This window comes from Salipiger sp. (genome assembly GCF_059781815.1).
This window is the reverse complement of the sequence record NZ_JBYNAH010000120.1, coordinates 1-15,000: the sequence shown is the minus strand read 5'-3', so window position 1 is coordinate 15,000 and position 15,000 is coordinate 1. Positions and strand designations below refer to the sequence as shown.

Genomic DNA, 15,000 nt, shown 5'->3' with positions numbered 1-15,000 from the left:
TGCCATCGCCAACTCCACGCCCAAGGGGCCGGTCTATCTCTCGATCCCGCGCGAGGTGCTCTGCGAGGAGGTCCCGACCGAGGGGCTCTCGCAGCGCCCGCGCATGGCCCCGACCGAGGCCGCCCCCGACCCGCAGGCCATCGCCACGCTGGCGGGCTGGCTGGCCGCGGCCGAGGCGCCGCTCGTCGTGGCCCAGCGCGGCAGCGGAGACGCCGCGAGCTTTGCCGCCTTTTCGCAGTGGTGCGCCGACTGGGGCATCGCGGTCTGCTCGTGGTGGGCCACGCATCTGGCGATTGCCACCGACCATCCCTGCCACGTCGGCGCCGATCCCGGCCCGTGGCTGGCCAAGGCCGACGTGGTGGTGATCCTCGACTGCCTCGCGCCGTGGATGCCCGATGCGCACCAGCCGCGCGCCGATGCGAAGATCGCCAATATCGGCCCCGACCCGCTGTTCTCGCGCTTCCCGGTGCGCAGCTTCCGTTCGGATCTCTCGATCACCGGCGAGACCGCCCGCACGCTCCCGGCGCTGATCGCGGCGATGGCAGAGCTGCCGCGCGACGAGGACCGGCTCGCCCAGCGCCGCGACCGGCTGGCGCACGCCAGCGCCGCGCAGCGCGAGATGCTGGCACAGGCCGCGCAGCCAAAGGGCGATCGGCTCGACAAGCCCACCGTCAGCCGCGTGCTCGGCGAGGCGCTCGACGCGCAGGGCGAGGGGCCGTGCTCGGTGTTCTCCGAGCTCGGCACGATGCTTGGCACCCTGCCCCGCCGCGCCCACCGCTCGTGGTTCCAGGAGCCCCATTCCGGCGGGCTCGGCTGGTCCTTTCCGGCAGCGCTCGGAGCGCAGCTCGCCGAGCCGGACCGGCTCTGCGTCGCCACGCTGGGCGACGGCAGCTACATGTTCGCCAACCCGGTGGCCTGCCACCAGATCGCCGAGGCGCTGTCGCTGCCGGTGCTGCTGGTGATCCTCAACAACGGCGAATGGGGCGCGGTGCGGCACTCGGTGTCGGGGCTCTACCCCGATGGCGCCGCGTCGCGCGCCAACGCCATGCCGCTGACCGGGCTCTCGCCCTCGCCGGATTTCTGCAAGGTGGCCGGGGCCAGCAACGCATGGGCCCGCGCCGTCACCGCGCCCGAGGAGCTGCGCGCAGCGCTCGACGAGGCGCTGCGCGTGGTGCGCGACGAGCGCCGCTGTGCCCTGCTCAACGTGATGATCGCAGGCTGACGCCTGTTGCAGGGCGACGTCAGACAAACAGTAAGCACACTTATATCTTTACCCGGCAGGGCGCTGGGTTACATACTGACCGGACCCGCCCAAGCCGATCCGGTGACCCATGATGACAGACCTTTATGACCTGCCCGGCCACCTGATCCGCCGCATGCACCAGATCTCGGTCTCGGCCTTTGCCGCCGAGACCAAGGCCGCCGGCTTCGATCTCACGCCGATGCAGTTCGCCGCGCTGTGTATGCTGGAAGAGAACCCCGGCATCGAACAGGCGACACTCGCCGGGCTCGTCGCCATCGACCGCGCCACCATCGGCGGCGTGGTGGCCCGTCTCGAAGCCCGAGGGCTGCTCGAGCGCAGCGTCAGCCGCACCGACCGCCGCGCCCGCGTACTGACCCTAACCGACCGCGGCGCGGCGCTGCTGCGCGACGTGCGGCCGGTCGTCCGGCGCGCTCAGGAGGTGATGCTCAAGCAGCTCGACGCGGACGAGCGCGACACGCTGGTGGCGCTGCTCTGCAAGGTGACGACCGCCGAAAACGAGCTCAGCCGCGTGCCCCTGCGCACCGCGGAAGGCGAGATCGCCCCCGGAAAAACCGCCACGGACGGCTGATCCTCTGGGCGGCGCAGCCCCCCGGACGCCGCAGCGCCGAAACCTCTCAAAACCCAATCAGATCAAGACCCTGACCCGGCCGCAAGCCGGCTCGGAGGCAGGTCTTTTGCTGCACTGCAGCTAGTTATGCAAAATAATAGTTATTGACCATAACTACTTTTGTCCGCATCTTCCTTGGCAAGAGGAGATTCGACATGGCCCCCAGCAAGCCCCGCAAAGATCCCGTCGCGACCGACCACGTCGACGAAGGCGCGGTGCGCGGGCTGATGGGCTACAACGTCAAGCGTGCCTACATCGTTCTGCACTCCGCCGCGCAGCGGGCCGCCGCCGAGTTCGACCTGCGTATTCCCACCTTCAGCTGCCTGTCGGTGATCGTGCGCAATCCCGGCATCACACCCTCGGCGCTGGCCGAGCTGCTGAAGATCGAGCGCTCCAACCTGGTGGTGATGGTCGACGAGCTCGAGACCCGTGAGCTGGTCAGCCGCACCCAGATGAAGACCGACCGCCGCCGCTTCGAGCTGAAGGCGACGGTGCGCGGGCGCCGCCTGCACGACAAGGCAAACGAGGCCATCGCCGCCGCCGAGGCCGCGTGCCTGACCGCATTGGAAGACGAGGAGCAGCAGCTTCTGCTGTCGCTGCTGAACCGCATCGAAAGTTCAATGGCCGACTAGGCCGGACATTCCGCCCGGAGGGATTGGGCGGGTTCAAGGGAGGAAGACATGACTGTGAGATTTGCTGCGCTGGCCGTTGCCGGCGCCCTGATGGCGGCCGCGCCGGTGGCGCAGGCCGACACCATCCGCGCCACCAGCGGCTTTGGCCCGGCGCACGTACTGGCGACCGTGGTGTACCCGGAAATCGGCACCCGTCTCGAAGAGTTCACCGGCGGCGCCTGGGATCTCCAGGACACCCCCTCGGGCCTCGTGGCCCCGAACGAGATGAGCTCGGGCCTGCGCGACGGCGTGACCGAGATGGGCACGCTCTTGATGCCCTATTTCCCGGCGGAATTCCCCGACGCGGCGCTGCCCTCGGAGCTGTCGATCCTCGGGTCGAACAACCTCGTGATCTCGTCCGCCGTGACCGAGTACATCGCCACCTGCGCCGACTGCCAGGCCGAGTTCACCCAGAACGGCCAGGTCTATCTCGGCACCGATGCGACCCCGCCCTACAACCTGCTGACCACCAAGCCGGTGCGCAGCGTCGAGGACGTGAAGGGCATGCGCATCCGCACCGGCGCGCCGCTCTACGCGGGCTTCGTGCAGGCGATGGGCGGTGAGCCGACCCAGCTGCCCTCCTCGGAGCTCTTCGAGGGGCTGAGCCAGGGCGTCATCGACGGCACCTTCAGCGCCAACCACGAGATCATCGCCAACCGCCTCGGTGACGTGATCGGCTACGTGACCGAGATCGAGGAAGGCGTGTTCAACGGCGCCGCCGCCGGCGGCGTCAGCGGCCTGCTGTGGATGCGGATGTCGGCCGAGGAGCGCGAGGCGCTGGCCAAGGCGACCCAGTACGGCATCGCCAAGGGCCTCGTCGGCTTCCTCGAAGACGCCGAGAAGGCCCGGGGAACCGAGGGCATCGAGTTCATCGCCCCTGACGAAAGCCTGACCGCCGCCAAGGCGGCCTATAACGAAGAGCGCCTCGCCGCCGCCGCCGACATCCTGACCGAGCGCGGCGTCAAGGACGCTCAGGCCAAGATCGACCGCTACAAGGCGCTGATCGAGAAGTGGGAAGGCCTCGTGTCTACCGACATGAGCTACGAGGATCTCGCCAAGCTGCGCTATGACGAAATCTTCTCCAAGATCGACCTGAACGCCTACGGCTCCTGACCGGGCCTGCGCGCCCTGCCCCTGATGCGGGGCGCGCGAACACCCCTTCCATCCCCACACATTCGCCGGAGAGGGTCATGTACCTCATCGAGAAATGGATCGGTCGGATCAGCGCCGTACTGGCGTCGCTCGTCCTGCTGGCAATGATGCTGCAGATCGTCGTCGACGTCTTCATGCGCACCTTTCTGGGGGCCGGCTTTCCCGCCACCGCCGATCTCGTCAGCCGCTATTACATGGTTGCGATCAGCTTCCTGCCGCTTGCCATGACCGAAATCCGCCGCCGCCACATCGAGGCGACGATCTTCACCGATCGCCTCACCGGCCTGCCGCGCAAGATCGTCGCCTTGATCGGCTTCGCCGTGGCGCTCGCCGTGTTCGTCCCGATGACCTGGGGCACCGCCGAGAACGCCCTGCGCCAGACCGATCGCGGCGCCTATGTCGAGGTCGGGACCACCGTGTTTCAGACCTGGCCCAGCTACTGGATCCTACCGATCTCGTTCGGGCTGATGTCGCTGGTGCTGGTGCTGCGCCTCGTCGAAGTGCTCACCGGCCGCATCGAGCTGACCGCCCACGACCCGCTGGACGAACTTCAGGCCACCCATAAGGAGACCAACTGATGGATCCCGTCACCATCGGCATTCTCGCCCTCGCCGGCCTCCTGGCGCTGATCGCGCTGCGCGTGCCGATCGGGGTGAGCCTGATCTGCGTGTCCTTCCTGGGCATCTGGGCCATCGCCGGCCTGCGACCCGCGATGAGCATGCTTTCCAACATTCCCTACTCGGCCTCGGCCAGCTGGACGCTGAGCTCGATCCCGATGTTCCTGCTGATGGGCTATATCGCCTATCACTCGGGCCTCACCAAGGGCCTGTTCGAGGCCGCCAGGGTCTGGTGGAGCTGGCTGCCCGGCGGTCTCGCCATCGCCTCGCTGGCCGGCGCCAGCGGCTTTGCCGCGGTCTCGGGCTCGTCGGTGGCCTGCTCCGCCGCCATCGGCCGTATCGCCATCCCCGAGATGAAGCGCAACAATTACGATCTGCGCATCGCCACCGGCTCTGTCGCCGCGGGCGGCACCATCGGGGCGCTGATCCCGCCCTCGATCATCCTGATCCTGTTCGGCATCCAGTCCAACAGCTCGATCAACGCGCTGTTCATGGGCGGCGTCTTTGTCGGCCTCGCCTCGCTGTTCTTCTACATCGGCGCGGTGCTCTTCGTCTGGTGGCGCAAGCCCGAGCGCCTGCCCATGGTCGAGCCCTACACCATGGGCGACCGCTGGAAGAAGACGCTCGAGATCTGGCCGGTGCTGCTGCTGATCTGCGCCGTGCTCGGCGGACTCTTCGGCGGCATCTTCACCGCCACCGAGGCCGGGGCCTTCGGCGCCTTCATGGCGCTGGCGCTTGGGCTGCTGCGGCGCTCGCTGAGCTGGGCCGACTTCAAGGAAAGCCTTGTCGACACCATCCTCGCTTCGGGCGCGCTCTTCATCATCGCCATCGGCGCCGGGCTCTTCACCCGCCTCGTGGCGATGTCGGGGCTGTCTCGCGAAGTGGGCATGCTGGTCGAGGCGATGGGCCTCGGCACCACCGGCCTGCTGCTGATCATCGTGCTGATCTACATCGCGCTTGGCATGTTCCTCGAGCCAATCGGCGCGCTGCTGCTGACCCTGCCGCTGTTCCTGCCGCTGACCACCGCGCATGGCATCGACACCATCTGGTTCGGTCTGCTGGTCGCCAAGCTGCTCGAGATCGGCATGATCACGCCCCCTGTCGGGCTTAACGTCTTCGTCATCCACTCGGTGGCGCGGGATTACGTGAAGCTCGAGCAGATCTTCGCCGGCATCCTGCCGTTTCTCGCCGCCGACATCGCGCTGGTCGCCGCCATGCTGCTGACCCGCGGCCTGTTCTGAGGAGCCTCCCAATGGACATCAACAACACCATCGCGCTGGTCACCGGCGGCGGCAGCGGCCTCGGCGCCGCCACCGCAAGGCGGCTGGCAAAGGCGGGCGCCCGTGTCGCCGTCCTCGACCTGAGCCTCGAGGCCGCCGAGGCCGTCGCGGCCGAGATCGGCGGGCTTGGCCTCGCGGCCGACGTCTCCGACGCGGCCTCCGTCGAGGCGGGCTTCGAGCGCTGCAAAGAGCATTTCGGCAGCGCACCGCGCATCGTGGTAAGCTGCGCGGGGATCGGCACCGCGTCGCGCATCCTCCCGCGCGACGGGGCGCTGACCGTCGGCCTGTTCGAGCGCACCCTCCGGGTGAACCTGCTGGGCACCTACACCGTGCTCAACATCGCCGCCCGCGAGATGGCGGCGCTCGAGCCGGTCGACGGAGACGGCGCCCGCGGCGTCATCGTCAACACCGCCTCGGTCGCCTACCAGGACGGGCAGATCGGACAGGCTGCCTATGCGGCCTCGAAGGGCGGCGTCGCCTCGATGACCCTGCCGGCGGCGCGCGAGCTGGCGCGCTTCGGCATCCGGGTGATGACCGTGGCGCCGGGCCTCTTCGAGACCGCCATGAGCGCCGGGCTGCCGCCCGAGGCCAAGGCCTCGCTCGAGGCAGGCCTGCCCTTCCCGTCGCGGATGGGCAAACCCGACGAATACGCCATGCTGGTGCAGCAGATCGTCGAAAACCCCCTTCTGAACGGCGAGGTCATCCGCATCGACAGCGCCGTCCGTCTCGCCCCCAAATGACCGCCCAAGTGAGGACCGACACCATGACAGGCACCTATACCGAAGCCTCCTACAACGGGCAGATCGCCGAGCTCGAGCTGATCCGCGAGGACAAGCGCAACGCCATGTCCGACGGGCTGCTGGCCGAGATCGAGGAGTTCTACAACACCCTGCCGAAGGAGGTCCGCGTAGTCGTGCTGCACGGGCGCGGCGGGCATTACTGCTCTGGGCTCGACCTCGCCGAGCACGTCTCGCGCAGCGCCGAGGATGGCGTCTACCACTCGCGCAACTGGCACCGGGTGATGGACATGATTCAGTATGGCGGCGTCATCACCGTCAGCGCCATGACCGGCGCGGTGATCGGCGGCGGGCTCGAGATGGCCACCGCGACCCATGTGCGCATCGCCGAGCCGTCGGTGATCTTCCAGCTGCCCGAAGGCCGCCGCGGCATCTTCGTGGGCGGTGGCGCGACGGTGCGCGTCGGCCGCATCCTCGGCCCCGACCGCATGGTTGAGATGATGCTCACGGGGCGCAAGTACAACTCCGAGGAAGGGCTGCAGCTCGGCCTCACCCATTACGCCGTCGGCGAGGGCGAGGCGCTGCCGCTGGCGCGCAAGCTGGCCACCAAGATCGCCGCCAACGCGCCGATGTCGAACTACTTCATGGTCAACGCCCTGACCCGCATCGGCGACATGTCGCGCTCGGACGGGCTCTTTACCGAGAGCCTCGCCGCGGCGCTGGTGCAGACCACGCCGGACGCCGAGGAAGGGCTGCGCGCCTTCCTCGAAAAGCGCAACCCGGTCTTCCGCTGAGAACGCGGGAAGAGGAGGAGCCATGAACACCCACGTCATCGAACGCGCCCCCACGGACCCGACCGCCCGGGCCGACTGGGCCCGCCGCCACACCCTGACCCGCTATGTGCCGCACAAGGTCCTCCGCGAGGATCGCGCCGACGGCACCATCCTGCTGCGCTCGGGCTACGACCTGCCCGAGCCGGTCGCCAATACCGGTGCCTGGCTGCATGAATGGGCCGAGAAGGCACCCTATCGCGTGGCCGTCTCCGAGCGCCCCGTCGAGGGCCCCGGCTGGCGCAACGTGACCTATCTCGAGCTGCTGCAGCAGGTCCGGGCCATCGCCTCGGCGCTGCTGGCGCGCGGCCTTGGCGAGGGTGACACCATCGCGATGATGTCGGGCAACGGGCTCGACCACCTGCTGCTGTCGCTGGCGGCGCAGTATATCGGCGTGCCGGTGGTGCCGCTGGCCGAGCAGTATTCGCTGATCACCGAGGCCCATGGCCGGCTGATCTTCGTGCTCGACAAGGTGAAGCCCAAGATGGCCTTCGTCGATGACGCCACCCGCTACGCCGCGGCGCTGGCGCTGCCGCAGCTTGCCGATGTCGAGATCGTCGCCGCGCGCGGCGAGGCCGGGCGCCCGGTCACCACCATGTCCGAGCTGGTGCATACCGAGGAAAGCCCCGAGCTCGACGCCGCCCACGCCAAGGTCGGCCCCGACACGCTGGCCAAGATCCTCTTCACCTCCGGCTCGAGCTCGGATCCCAAGGGCGTGCTGACCACGCACCGGATGATGTGCGTGAACCAGGTGCAGATGGAGGTGGCGCTGCCCTTCCTGAAGGACCATGCCCCGCGCATCACCGACTGGCTGCCTTGGAACCACGTGTTCGGCGGCTCGCATAACGTCAACATGATGCTGAGCCATGGCGGCACGCTGACCATCGACAGCGGCAAGCCCACCGGGCGCGGCTTCGCCACCACGCTAAAGAACCGCACCGACCGCCCCGGCACGCTGGCCTTCAACGTGCCGGTGGGCTGGAACATGCTGGTCGACGCGATCAAGGACGACCCGGCGACGCAGGAGCACCTGTTCAAGGACCAGCAGCTGCTGTTCTACGCCGGGGCCTCGCTGCCGCAGGATGTCTGGGAGGCGCTCGAGCAGTTCTGCCTTCAGGCCCGCGGCGGCCTGCCGATGATGATCTCGAGCTGGGGCCTGACCGAGACGGCCCCGGCCTGCGTCATGGTGCACGAGCCGATCGGCCGCTCGGGTGTCATCGGCGTGCCGCTGCCGGCGGTCGAGCTCAAGCTGATCCCCGACGAGGACATGCGCTGCGAGATCCGCGTCAAGGGCCCCAACATCATGCCGGGCTATTACGGCGATCCCGAGAAGACCGCGCAAGCGTTCGACGAGGAGGGCTTCTTCATCACCGGCGACGCGGTGCGCTTCGTCGATCCCGAGGACGAGAACCGCGGCCTGATCTTCGATGGCCGCGTGTCGGAGGATTTCAAGCTCGACACCGGCACCTGGGTGCAGGCGGGCAACCTGCGCATGACCGCGCTCAAGGAGCTGGCGGGACTGGCGCAGGATGTGGTGATCTGCGGCCATGACCGCGGCGAGGTCGGGCTCTTCATCTTCCCCGCCCCCGGCGCGGCCGCGCCCGGCGATGTCACCGAGGGCGCCGTCACCGACCCGCACCTGATGACCCAGATCGAGGTCAAGCTGCGCGAGATGAACGCCCATGTCACCGGCTCGGCCAAGCGCATCACCCGCGCCATCGTTCTTGCGGAGCCGCCCTCGCTGGAGCACCACGAGATCACCGACAAGGGCTCGCTGAACATCAAGAAGATCCTGACCCGCCGGGCCGAATTGCTCGAGCGGCTCTACGACAACGAAGACCCGGCGCTGATCCGCGTCTGAGGAGGACCGACCATGATCGATTTCGAAAACGTCCGCGCGATCGACTTTCACACCCATGCCGAGGAGGCCTGCGGCTGTCACACCGATGACGGCTATGACGAGCTGCAATCGACGATGGCGAAGTATTTCGGCGCGCCCTGGTCGCACCCGCCGACCATCGACGAGACCGCCGCGCATTACCGCGAGAAGAACATCGCCGCGGTGATCTTCCCGGTCGATAGCGAGCGCGAGACCGGCTACCGGCGCTACAACAATTACGAGGTCGCCGAGGCCTGCGCCAGGAACGCCGACATCCTGATCCCCTTCGCCTCGATCGACCCCGCCAAGGGCAAGCTCGGCGCCCGCGAGGCCCGCGACCTCGTCGAGAACCACGGCATCAAGGGGTTCAAGTTTCACCCTACCATGCAAGGCTTCTACCCCAATGACCGCATGGCCTACCCGCTCTACGAGGCCATCGCCGAGGCCGGCGTGCCGGCGCTGTTCCACACCGGCCAGACCGGCGTCGGATCGGGGATGCGCGGCGGCAACGGCATGCGGCTGAAGTATTCCAACCCGATGTATATGGACGATCTCGCGGTCGATTTCCCCGACATGCCGATCATCCTCGCGCATCCCTCCTTCCCCTGGCAGGAAGAGGCGCTCTCGGTCGCGCAGCACAAGCCCAACGTCTATATCGACCTCTCCGGCTGGTCGCCGAAGTACTTCCCCAAGATCCTCGTGCAATACGCCAACACGATCCTGAAGAAGAAGATGCTCTTCGGCTCCGACTGGCCGATGATCGCGCCCGAGAAATGGCTCGATGCCTTCGACAAGGCCGAGTTCCGCGACGAGGTGCGGCCGCTGATCCTCAAGGACAACGCCATGCGGCTGCTGGGGATTTCGTGACATGACCGCCTTCCACGCCCCCACCGACGACATCCTGTTCTCGCTGCGCCACGTCGCCCGCGCCGACCGTCTTCCCGACTGGGATGACGAGCTGGCCGCCGAGATCACCAGCCACTTCGCCGCCTTCGCCGAGGGGCGCATCGCGCCGCTCGACGCGCCGGGAGATGAACAGGGCTGCCGCCTCGAGAATGGCCGGGTGCGGATGCCCGACGGTTTTGCCGAGGTCTATGCCGAGCTCTCCGAGGGCGGCTGGCAGGGAATCGCGGCGCCGGAGGAATACGGCGGCATGGGGCTGGGCGGGCCGGTGCTGGCGGCGGTGAGCGAGATCTTCACCGGCGCCAACCACTCGCTGCAGATGGTCACCTCGCTGGCCCATGGCGCGATCTCGCTGCTGATGCGTTTCGGCTCGGAGGCGCAGAAAGAGGCGTATATCCCGAAGCTTGCCTCGGGCGAATGGCTCTCGACCATGTGCCTGACCGAGCCCGGCGCCGGCTCCGACCTCTCGGCCATCCGCACCAAGGCCACGCGCGACGGTGAGGGCTGGCGGATCGAGGGCGAGAAGATCTTCATCTCCGGCGGCGATCAGGACATGACCGACAACATCCTGCATCTCGTGCTCGCCCGCACCGGCGCGCCCGAGGACGGCATTCGGGGCCTCAGCCTGTTTGCCTGCCCGGCGATCGGCGATGATGGTGTGCGCAACGCCGTCAACGTGACGCGGATCGAGGAAAAGCTCGGTCTGCACGCCTCGCCCACCTGCCAGCTCGCCTTCGACGGCGCGCAGGGGGAGCTTGTTGGGGCCGAGGGCGCGGGGCTCAAGGCGATGTTCGCGATGATGAACCACGCGCGGCTCGATGTCGGCCTGCAAGGCGTCGCCCACGCCGCTCGCGCGGCGGACCTCGCCAAGCACTACGCCGCCGAGCGCAAGCAGGGCCGGGGCGGCGAGGGCCAGGTGGTGAGCATCGACCAGCACCCCGACGTGGCGCGCATGATCGACACCTGCGACGCGCTGGCGCTTGGCGGCCGGGCGCTCTGCCACATCACGCTGGTGGCGCAGGAGCTCGGCACCGAGCGCGATTTCGTCGAGTTCATGACCCCGGTCTGCAAGTACTTCTGCACCGAGGCCGGCAGCCGCGCCGCCGATCTGGCGATCCAGGTGATGGGTGGCTACGGCTACCTGCGCGAGTACGGCGCCGAGCAGAACTGGCGCGACAACCGCATCTGCGCGATCTACGAGGGCACCAACGGCATCCACGCCCGCACCACCGCCACGCGCTCGCTGACGTTGAACGATGGCGCCGGGGCCAAGGCCTTTGCCGCCTTCCTGCGCGACAGCGACCCGTCTCTCGGTGAGGCCGTGGCACAGTGGGAGGCCGAGGCCCGCCACATCGCGGGCGCCGCCGATGCCGCCGAGCTGGCGCATGGCTTCATGGAACGGACCTGCGATCTCGCCTATCGTGCCGCCTGGGCACGTCTGCGGGACGTGGCCGATCAGGCCGCTGACGGGGCCCGACTCCGGCGGCTCGCGAAGATCGCAACGCGACAGGACTGACCGGGCGCAAAACGCCGGTCGCGGCAGACAGGCCCCACAGGCCCGTTGCCGCGACCCTCCCGCGCTGCAAGCCCGTGGATCCGTCCGCGCCTGCCGCCAGCCGCTGCGATCAGCGCGATCCCTGCCATCTGCGCCGCACACCGCCAGCGGCAAGATGGGCAACGCGGAAGGGATAGTAGACCCACTGCAGCGCGCGCGGCAGCGGCACCGCCTGATATTGGTGGTAGGACGGAGCCAGCATGGTCCGGAGCCAATTGCGACGGGCGCGCCGCCGGAGCAGATCGCTCGCTTGCCAGCGAAACATGAATTCGCCGCCAATCAGGCCCATCGCCATGCGCTTTTCCTGCCCATCGCCGCCGCCGAGGCTCTGCAGGCAGAGGGTCAGATAGGCATGGCCATGCGTCCTGCGGGACAGATCCCATGGCACCGGCCGGGGCGCCAGCTGATGAAACTCCAGTGCCGCCTCTACAGCGCCGCGCTGTCCGAAACGGTCGGCAAGGGCCCGCACCTCTGCCAGATCCAGGTTCGGCGAGCGCAGGAGCGCGTCGAGATCGCTGAGCCAGTGCAGCCGCGACCACAGATGCCGCGCATGGTGGTGGCAGATATAGTTGAACAGGAAAGCCGGCTTCAGAACCGGATACCGCAGACCGCCGAACTCCAGACCGTCAAGATTACGGAAGACATCGTAGTCGTCGAAGATCCCGGAGAACTTGTCGATCCCCGGCTGCAGGTCGATGGCAATCCCGCCGGGAGAGACCAGAACCGCCGATCGTGCATAGCGCAGGAGCGCGTCGATCTCCCGCGCGCTCGTGAGGGCGCCCCCCTTGCCGTTCGGAGCGAACAGGCGGTACCGTTCCGTGATCGCCCGGCGGATCACCGGCTCGAGCATTCCGCCTTCGACAGCGATGTCGATATCCCGGCAGGGGCGCAGCCCGAGATCCGGATAGTAGGAGCGACAAAGCGCGATCCCCTTGAAAATCAGGTAATTGGCATGCAACGGCTGCAGACATGTCTGTGCAAATTGCCGCAGTTCCGCGGCCACCATCAGGTTCTGCCGGGCCTGCCGTGACACCAGCCCCTGCAAGTCTGGAAAGAGCCCGGCAGCCGGCTCCGGCCATCCCACCGCCTGAAGGTTGCGGACGGTCAGAGGCAGCCCGAAACGCCGCGCGGCAACCGAGAAGACGCCGGACCAATCCCGGATCTGCGCACAGAGACGGCGGGCAAACGCGCGCTGATCGTCATCCAGCTCGATCAGGGACAGAAGAAGCAACAAACGATGCTCGGGCGAATTGAGATCGGTCTCGGGCGTTGCGCTCATCAAATCATTCAACCTGCTTAAATCCGGGCAACCCAGCTATGCCTGTCGAGTCCCGCGCGTCGGGGTTAAGAATTTATTAACGCAGGGTCCGTAAAGATTGATATTTGCGTATTCCACCACTGGATATGCCTTGGACTCTCCAGCTTACGGTGACAGGCCCTCAGAACTTCTCCGCTTTCGTCAAACGCATATGCCTCTCGCGGATAACGGAATCCGATTCCGCGTTTCGCCGGAGCCGGGGCAGCCCTGCCCGACCCCGCTTTCAAACCCCCGACCGACCGGTTCATTCCAGACCAGCCTCTTTCAGACCAAACCTTTCCAGCCAGCTCAGACAGGATAACGCCGCGTGTTTACGACAACGACCTTTGCGCCGGGCCCAAGACCGTGATCGACAGGCTAAGGGCCTACATCCAGTTCTGGGCAGACGTGATGGACCTGCTCCGCTACGCCGAAAAGACCCTGACCTGGCTTGTCGTGGTGACCGCCGTGGTCGAGGCGATCTTCGGTGTCGCGTTGTTGTTCTCGATCAAGATCCTGGTGACGTCGGTTGCGATGCAGGACGCGAGCGCCGCGGACACCGTCACTCTCCGAACCATGGTTGCGCTTGGACTTGCGGTCTCGATGATGCTTGCGACGAAGGTTCTCGCATCGGTCGGGGCCTACCTCCGGACCAAGCAAAGCCTGCTCGTGGCAGACGTGGTCAACGAAGAGATCCAGCGCCGCACGGTGGCGGCGGATCTCGGTTTCTTTGACAGCGCCTTGTATTACGATGCGCTCGAGCGCGCCCGCGAGGTCGGTGCACAACGGCCAGCCGAGGTGATTTCGAATGCGCTGACCTTTCTGCGAAGCGTCATCCTGCTGCTGGGCACCGGCGTCGTGATCGTCGGGCTGGACTGGCGCATCCTGCCGGGCATTGCCCTCGCGCTTGGGTTGACGCTGCTCGTCCACCTGCGTGCCACGGGGATGCGCTTTCGCTGGATCACCGAGCGCATCCAGATGGAGCGCAAGGCCGCCTATCTGGACTGGCTGCTCACATCCGAGCAATACGCCAAGGAAATTCGCGTCTTCCAGATCGGCGACCACCTGAGACATCGGTTCCGAAGCCTGCGCGACACGATCCGCGAGGTGCAGATCAGGATCGAATGGCTGCGGGCCTCGCGCGAGGCGCTGATCGCGCTTCTCGCCGGTGCCGTCTTCATCGCCTCCGCCCTGCTGGTCGCCGGCTCGGCGACGACAAATGCCGAGGCGCTGAGCGCCCTGATCCTGCTTGTCGTCGCCTTCCAGCGCGCCGAGGCGACCGGGCGTGGCGCTGTTCAGAGCCTTTCAAGGCTCTACGACGACAGGATCTTTCTTGGACAGCTGTTTCAGTTTCTCGCCATCGAACCGACCATCTCCGCCAGCCCCCTCCCCCGGCCCCTTCCAGATGCCCTCGATGACGGTTTGCGCCTGACCGATGTCCGTTTCAGATATGACCGCGGCGCGCGGACAGCGCTCGACGGCGTCTCGCTGCATTTGCCTCCGGGGAAATTCGTCGCCCTCGTGGGCGGGAACGGGTCCGGGAAATCGTCCCTGATAAAGCTCCTTTGCCGCCTCTACGATCCGCAGGCTGGGACCATCACGCTGAATGGCACAGACATCCGGGCCTTCGATCCGAGCGATTATCGCCGCCAGTTCGGGGTCGTTTTTCAGGACTTTGCGCAATATGCGTTTACGGCGCGTGAAAATATCCAGCTCGGAGACCTTCAACAGCCCGGCGACGGGCCGCGCATCGCGCATGCCGCCCGCCTTGCCGGGGCGAGCGGCATTATCGAGGATCTGCCGGAGGGCTATGACACCATGCTCGCCCGTCTCTTCGACAATGGTGTCGAGCTGAGCGGCGGGCAGTGGCAGCGGGTCGCCCTGGCGCGCGCGTTCTACCCGCAATCGCGGTTCCTCATTCTCGACGAACCGACCAGCGCCACCGACCCGGCCGCCGAGGTCGCTCTGTTCGAGGGGTTTCGGGACAAGCTCGGAGACCGCGCCGCACTGGTGATAAGCCATCGCCTGTCGACCATTCGCTCGGCGGATTACACCTACGTGCTCGAGAATGGAAAGATCGTGGAAGAAGGACGCCATGACGATCTGATCGCCAACAAGGGGCGCTATTACGATATGTTCCGCGCCCAGATCGTCTAGGTCGTGTTGACAAAAGGGATTCACATCAGGCTTTGAGCATGATTCAAGCTG

13 protein-coding genes are annotated in these 15,000 nt (G+C 67.0%); 12 read left to right on the top strand and 1 reads right to left on the bottom strand.

Translation table 11 applies throughout. The features are described 5' to 3' along the window. The 11 genes from AC6RA4_RS14685 to AC6RA4_RS14635 all read left to right on the top strand — a co-directional run. The coding region (locus AC6RA4_RS14685) for a thiamine pyrophosphate-dependent enzyme (RefSeq protein WP_500161514.1) at positions 1 to 1,222 on the top strand (1,222 nt) is incomplete at its 5' end. 112 nt (positions 1,223 to 1,334) lie between these two features. Next, positions 1,335 to 1,832, top strand: coding sequence for a MarR family winged helix-turn-helix transcriptional regulator (locus AC6RA4_RS14680; protein ID WP_500161512.1), 498 nt, complete (start codon positions 1,335 to 1,337; stop codon positions 1,830 to 1,832). A 194-nt stretch (positions 1,833 to 2,026) separates the two neighbouring features. Continuing rightward, entirely contained in the window at positions 2,027 to 2,503 is a 477-nt protein-coding gene (locus AC6RA4_RS14675) for a MarR family winged helix-turn-helix transcriptional regulator (protein ID WP_500161510.1), read from the top strand. Positions 2,504 to 2,551: 48 nt separating this feature from the next. Then, positions 2,552 to 3,655 (top strand): C4-dicarboxylate TRAP transporter substrate-binding protein, encoded by a 1,104-nt coding sequence (locus tag AC6RA4_RS14670; RefSeq protein ID WP_500161508.1) that lies wholly within the window; start codon positions 2,552 to 2,554, stop codon positions 3,653 to 3,655. 77 nt (positions 3,656 to 3,732) lie between these two features. Beyond that, positions 3,733 to 4,272 (top strand): TRAP transporter small permease, encoded by a 540-nt coding sequence (locus AC6RA4_RS14665; RefSeq protein ID WP_500161506.1) that lies wholly within the window; start codon positions 3,733 to 3,735, stop codon positions 4,270 to 4,272. Beyond that, positions 4,272 to 5,552: a TRAP transporter large permease gene (locus AC6RA4_RS14660; RefSeq protein WP_500161504.1), complete on the top strand. Its 1,281-nt coding sequence runs from the start codon at positions 4,272 to 4,274 to the stop codon at positions 5,550 to 5,552. The genes AC6RA4_RS14665 and AC6RA4_RS14660 overlap by 1 nt, the downstream gene beginning before the upstream one ends. A gap of 11 nt (positions 5,553 to 5,563) precedes the next feature. Next, entirely contained in the window at positions 5,564 to 6,331 is a 768-nt protein-coding gene (locus tag AC6RA4_RS14655; RefSeq protein ID WP_500161502.1) for an SDR family NAD(P)-dependent oxidoreductase, read from the top strand. 23 nt (positions 6,332 to 6,354) lie between these two features. Next, on the top strand, positions 6,355 to 7,122 hold the full coding sequence (locus tag AC6RA4_RS14650) for a crotonase/enoyl-CoA hydratase family protein (RefSeq protein ID WP_500161501.1): 768 nt from the start codon (positions 6,355 to 6,357) through the stop codon (positions 7,120 to 7,122). A 22-nt stretch (positions 7,123 to 7,144) separates the two neighbouring features. Next, the gene (locus AC6RA4_RS14645) at positions 7,145 to 9,019 is read left to right on the top strand and encodes a feruloyl-CoA synthase (protein ID WP_500161499.1); all 1,875 of its coding nucleotides are present in this window, start codon (positions 7,145 to 7,147) and stop codon (positions 9,017 to 9,019) included. Between the two features lie 12 nt (positions 9,020 to 9,031). Further along, entirely contained in the window at positions 9,032 to 9,904 is an 873-nt protein-coding gene (locus AC6RA4_RS14640) for an amidohydrolase family protein (protein ID WP_500161496.1), read from the top strand. A 1-nt stretch (position 9,905) separates the two neighbouring features. Further along, positions 9,906 to 11,456, top strand: a complete 1,551-nt coding sequence (locus tag AC6RA4_RS14635) for an acyl-CoA dehydrogenase family protein (RefSeq protein WP_500161494.1) — start codon at positions 9,906 to 9,908, stop codon at positions 11,454 to 11,456. 109 nt (positions 11,457 to 11,565) lie between these two features. On the opposite strand, the gene AC6RA4_RS14630 is transcribed toward AC6RA4_RS14635, so the two are convergent. After that, a complete protein-coding gene (locus tag AC6RA4_RS14630; protein ID WP_500161492.1) occupies positions 11,566 to 12,774 on the bottom strand; it encodes a nucleotidyltransferase family protein in 1,209 nt (402 codons plus the stop codon). Positions 12,775 to 13,203: 429 nt separating this feature from the next. Between AC6RA4_RS14630 and AC6RA4_RS14625 the strand changes: the two genes are divergently transcribed. Next, complete coding sequence (locus AC6RA4_RS14625) at positions 13,204 to 14,949, top strand: ABC transporter ATP-binding protein (protein ID WP_500161490.1); 1,746 nt, start codon at positions 13,204 to 13,206, stop codon at positions 14,947 to 14,949. The last annotated feature ends 51 nt before the right edge of the window (positions 14,950 to 15,000 follow it).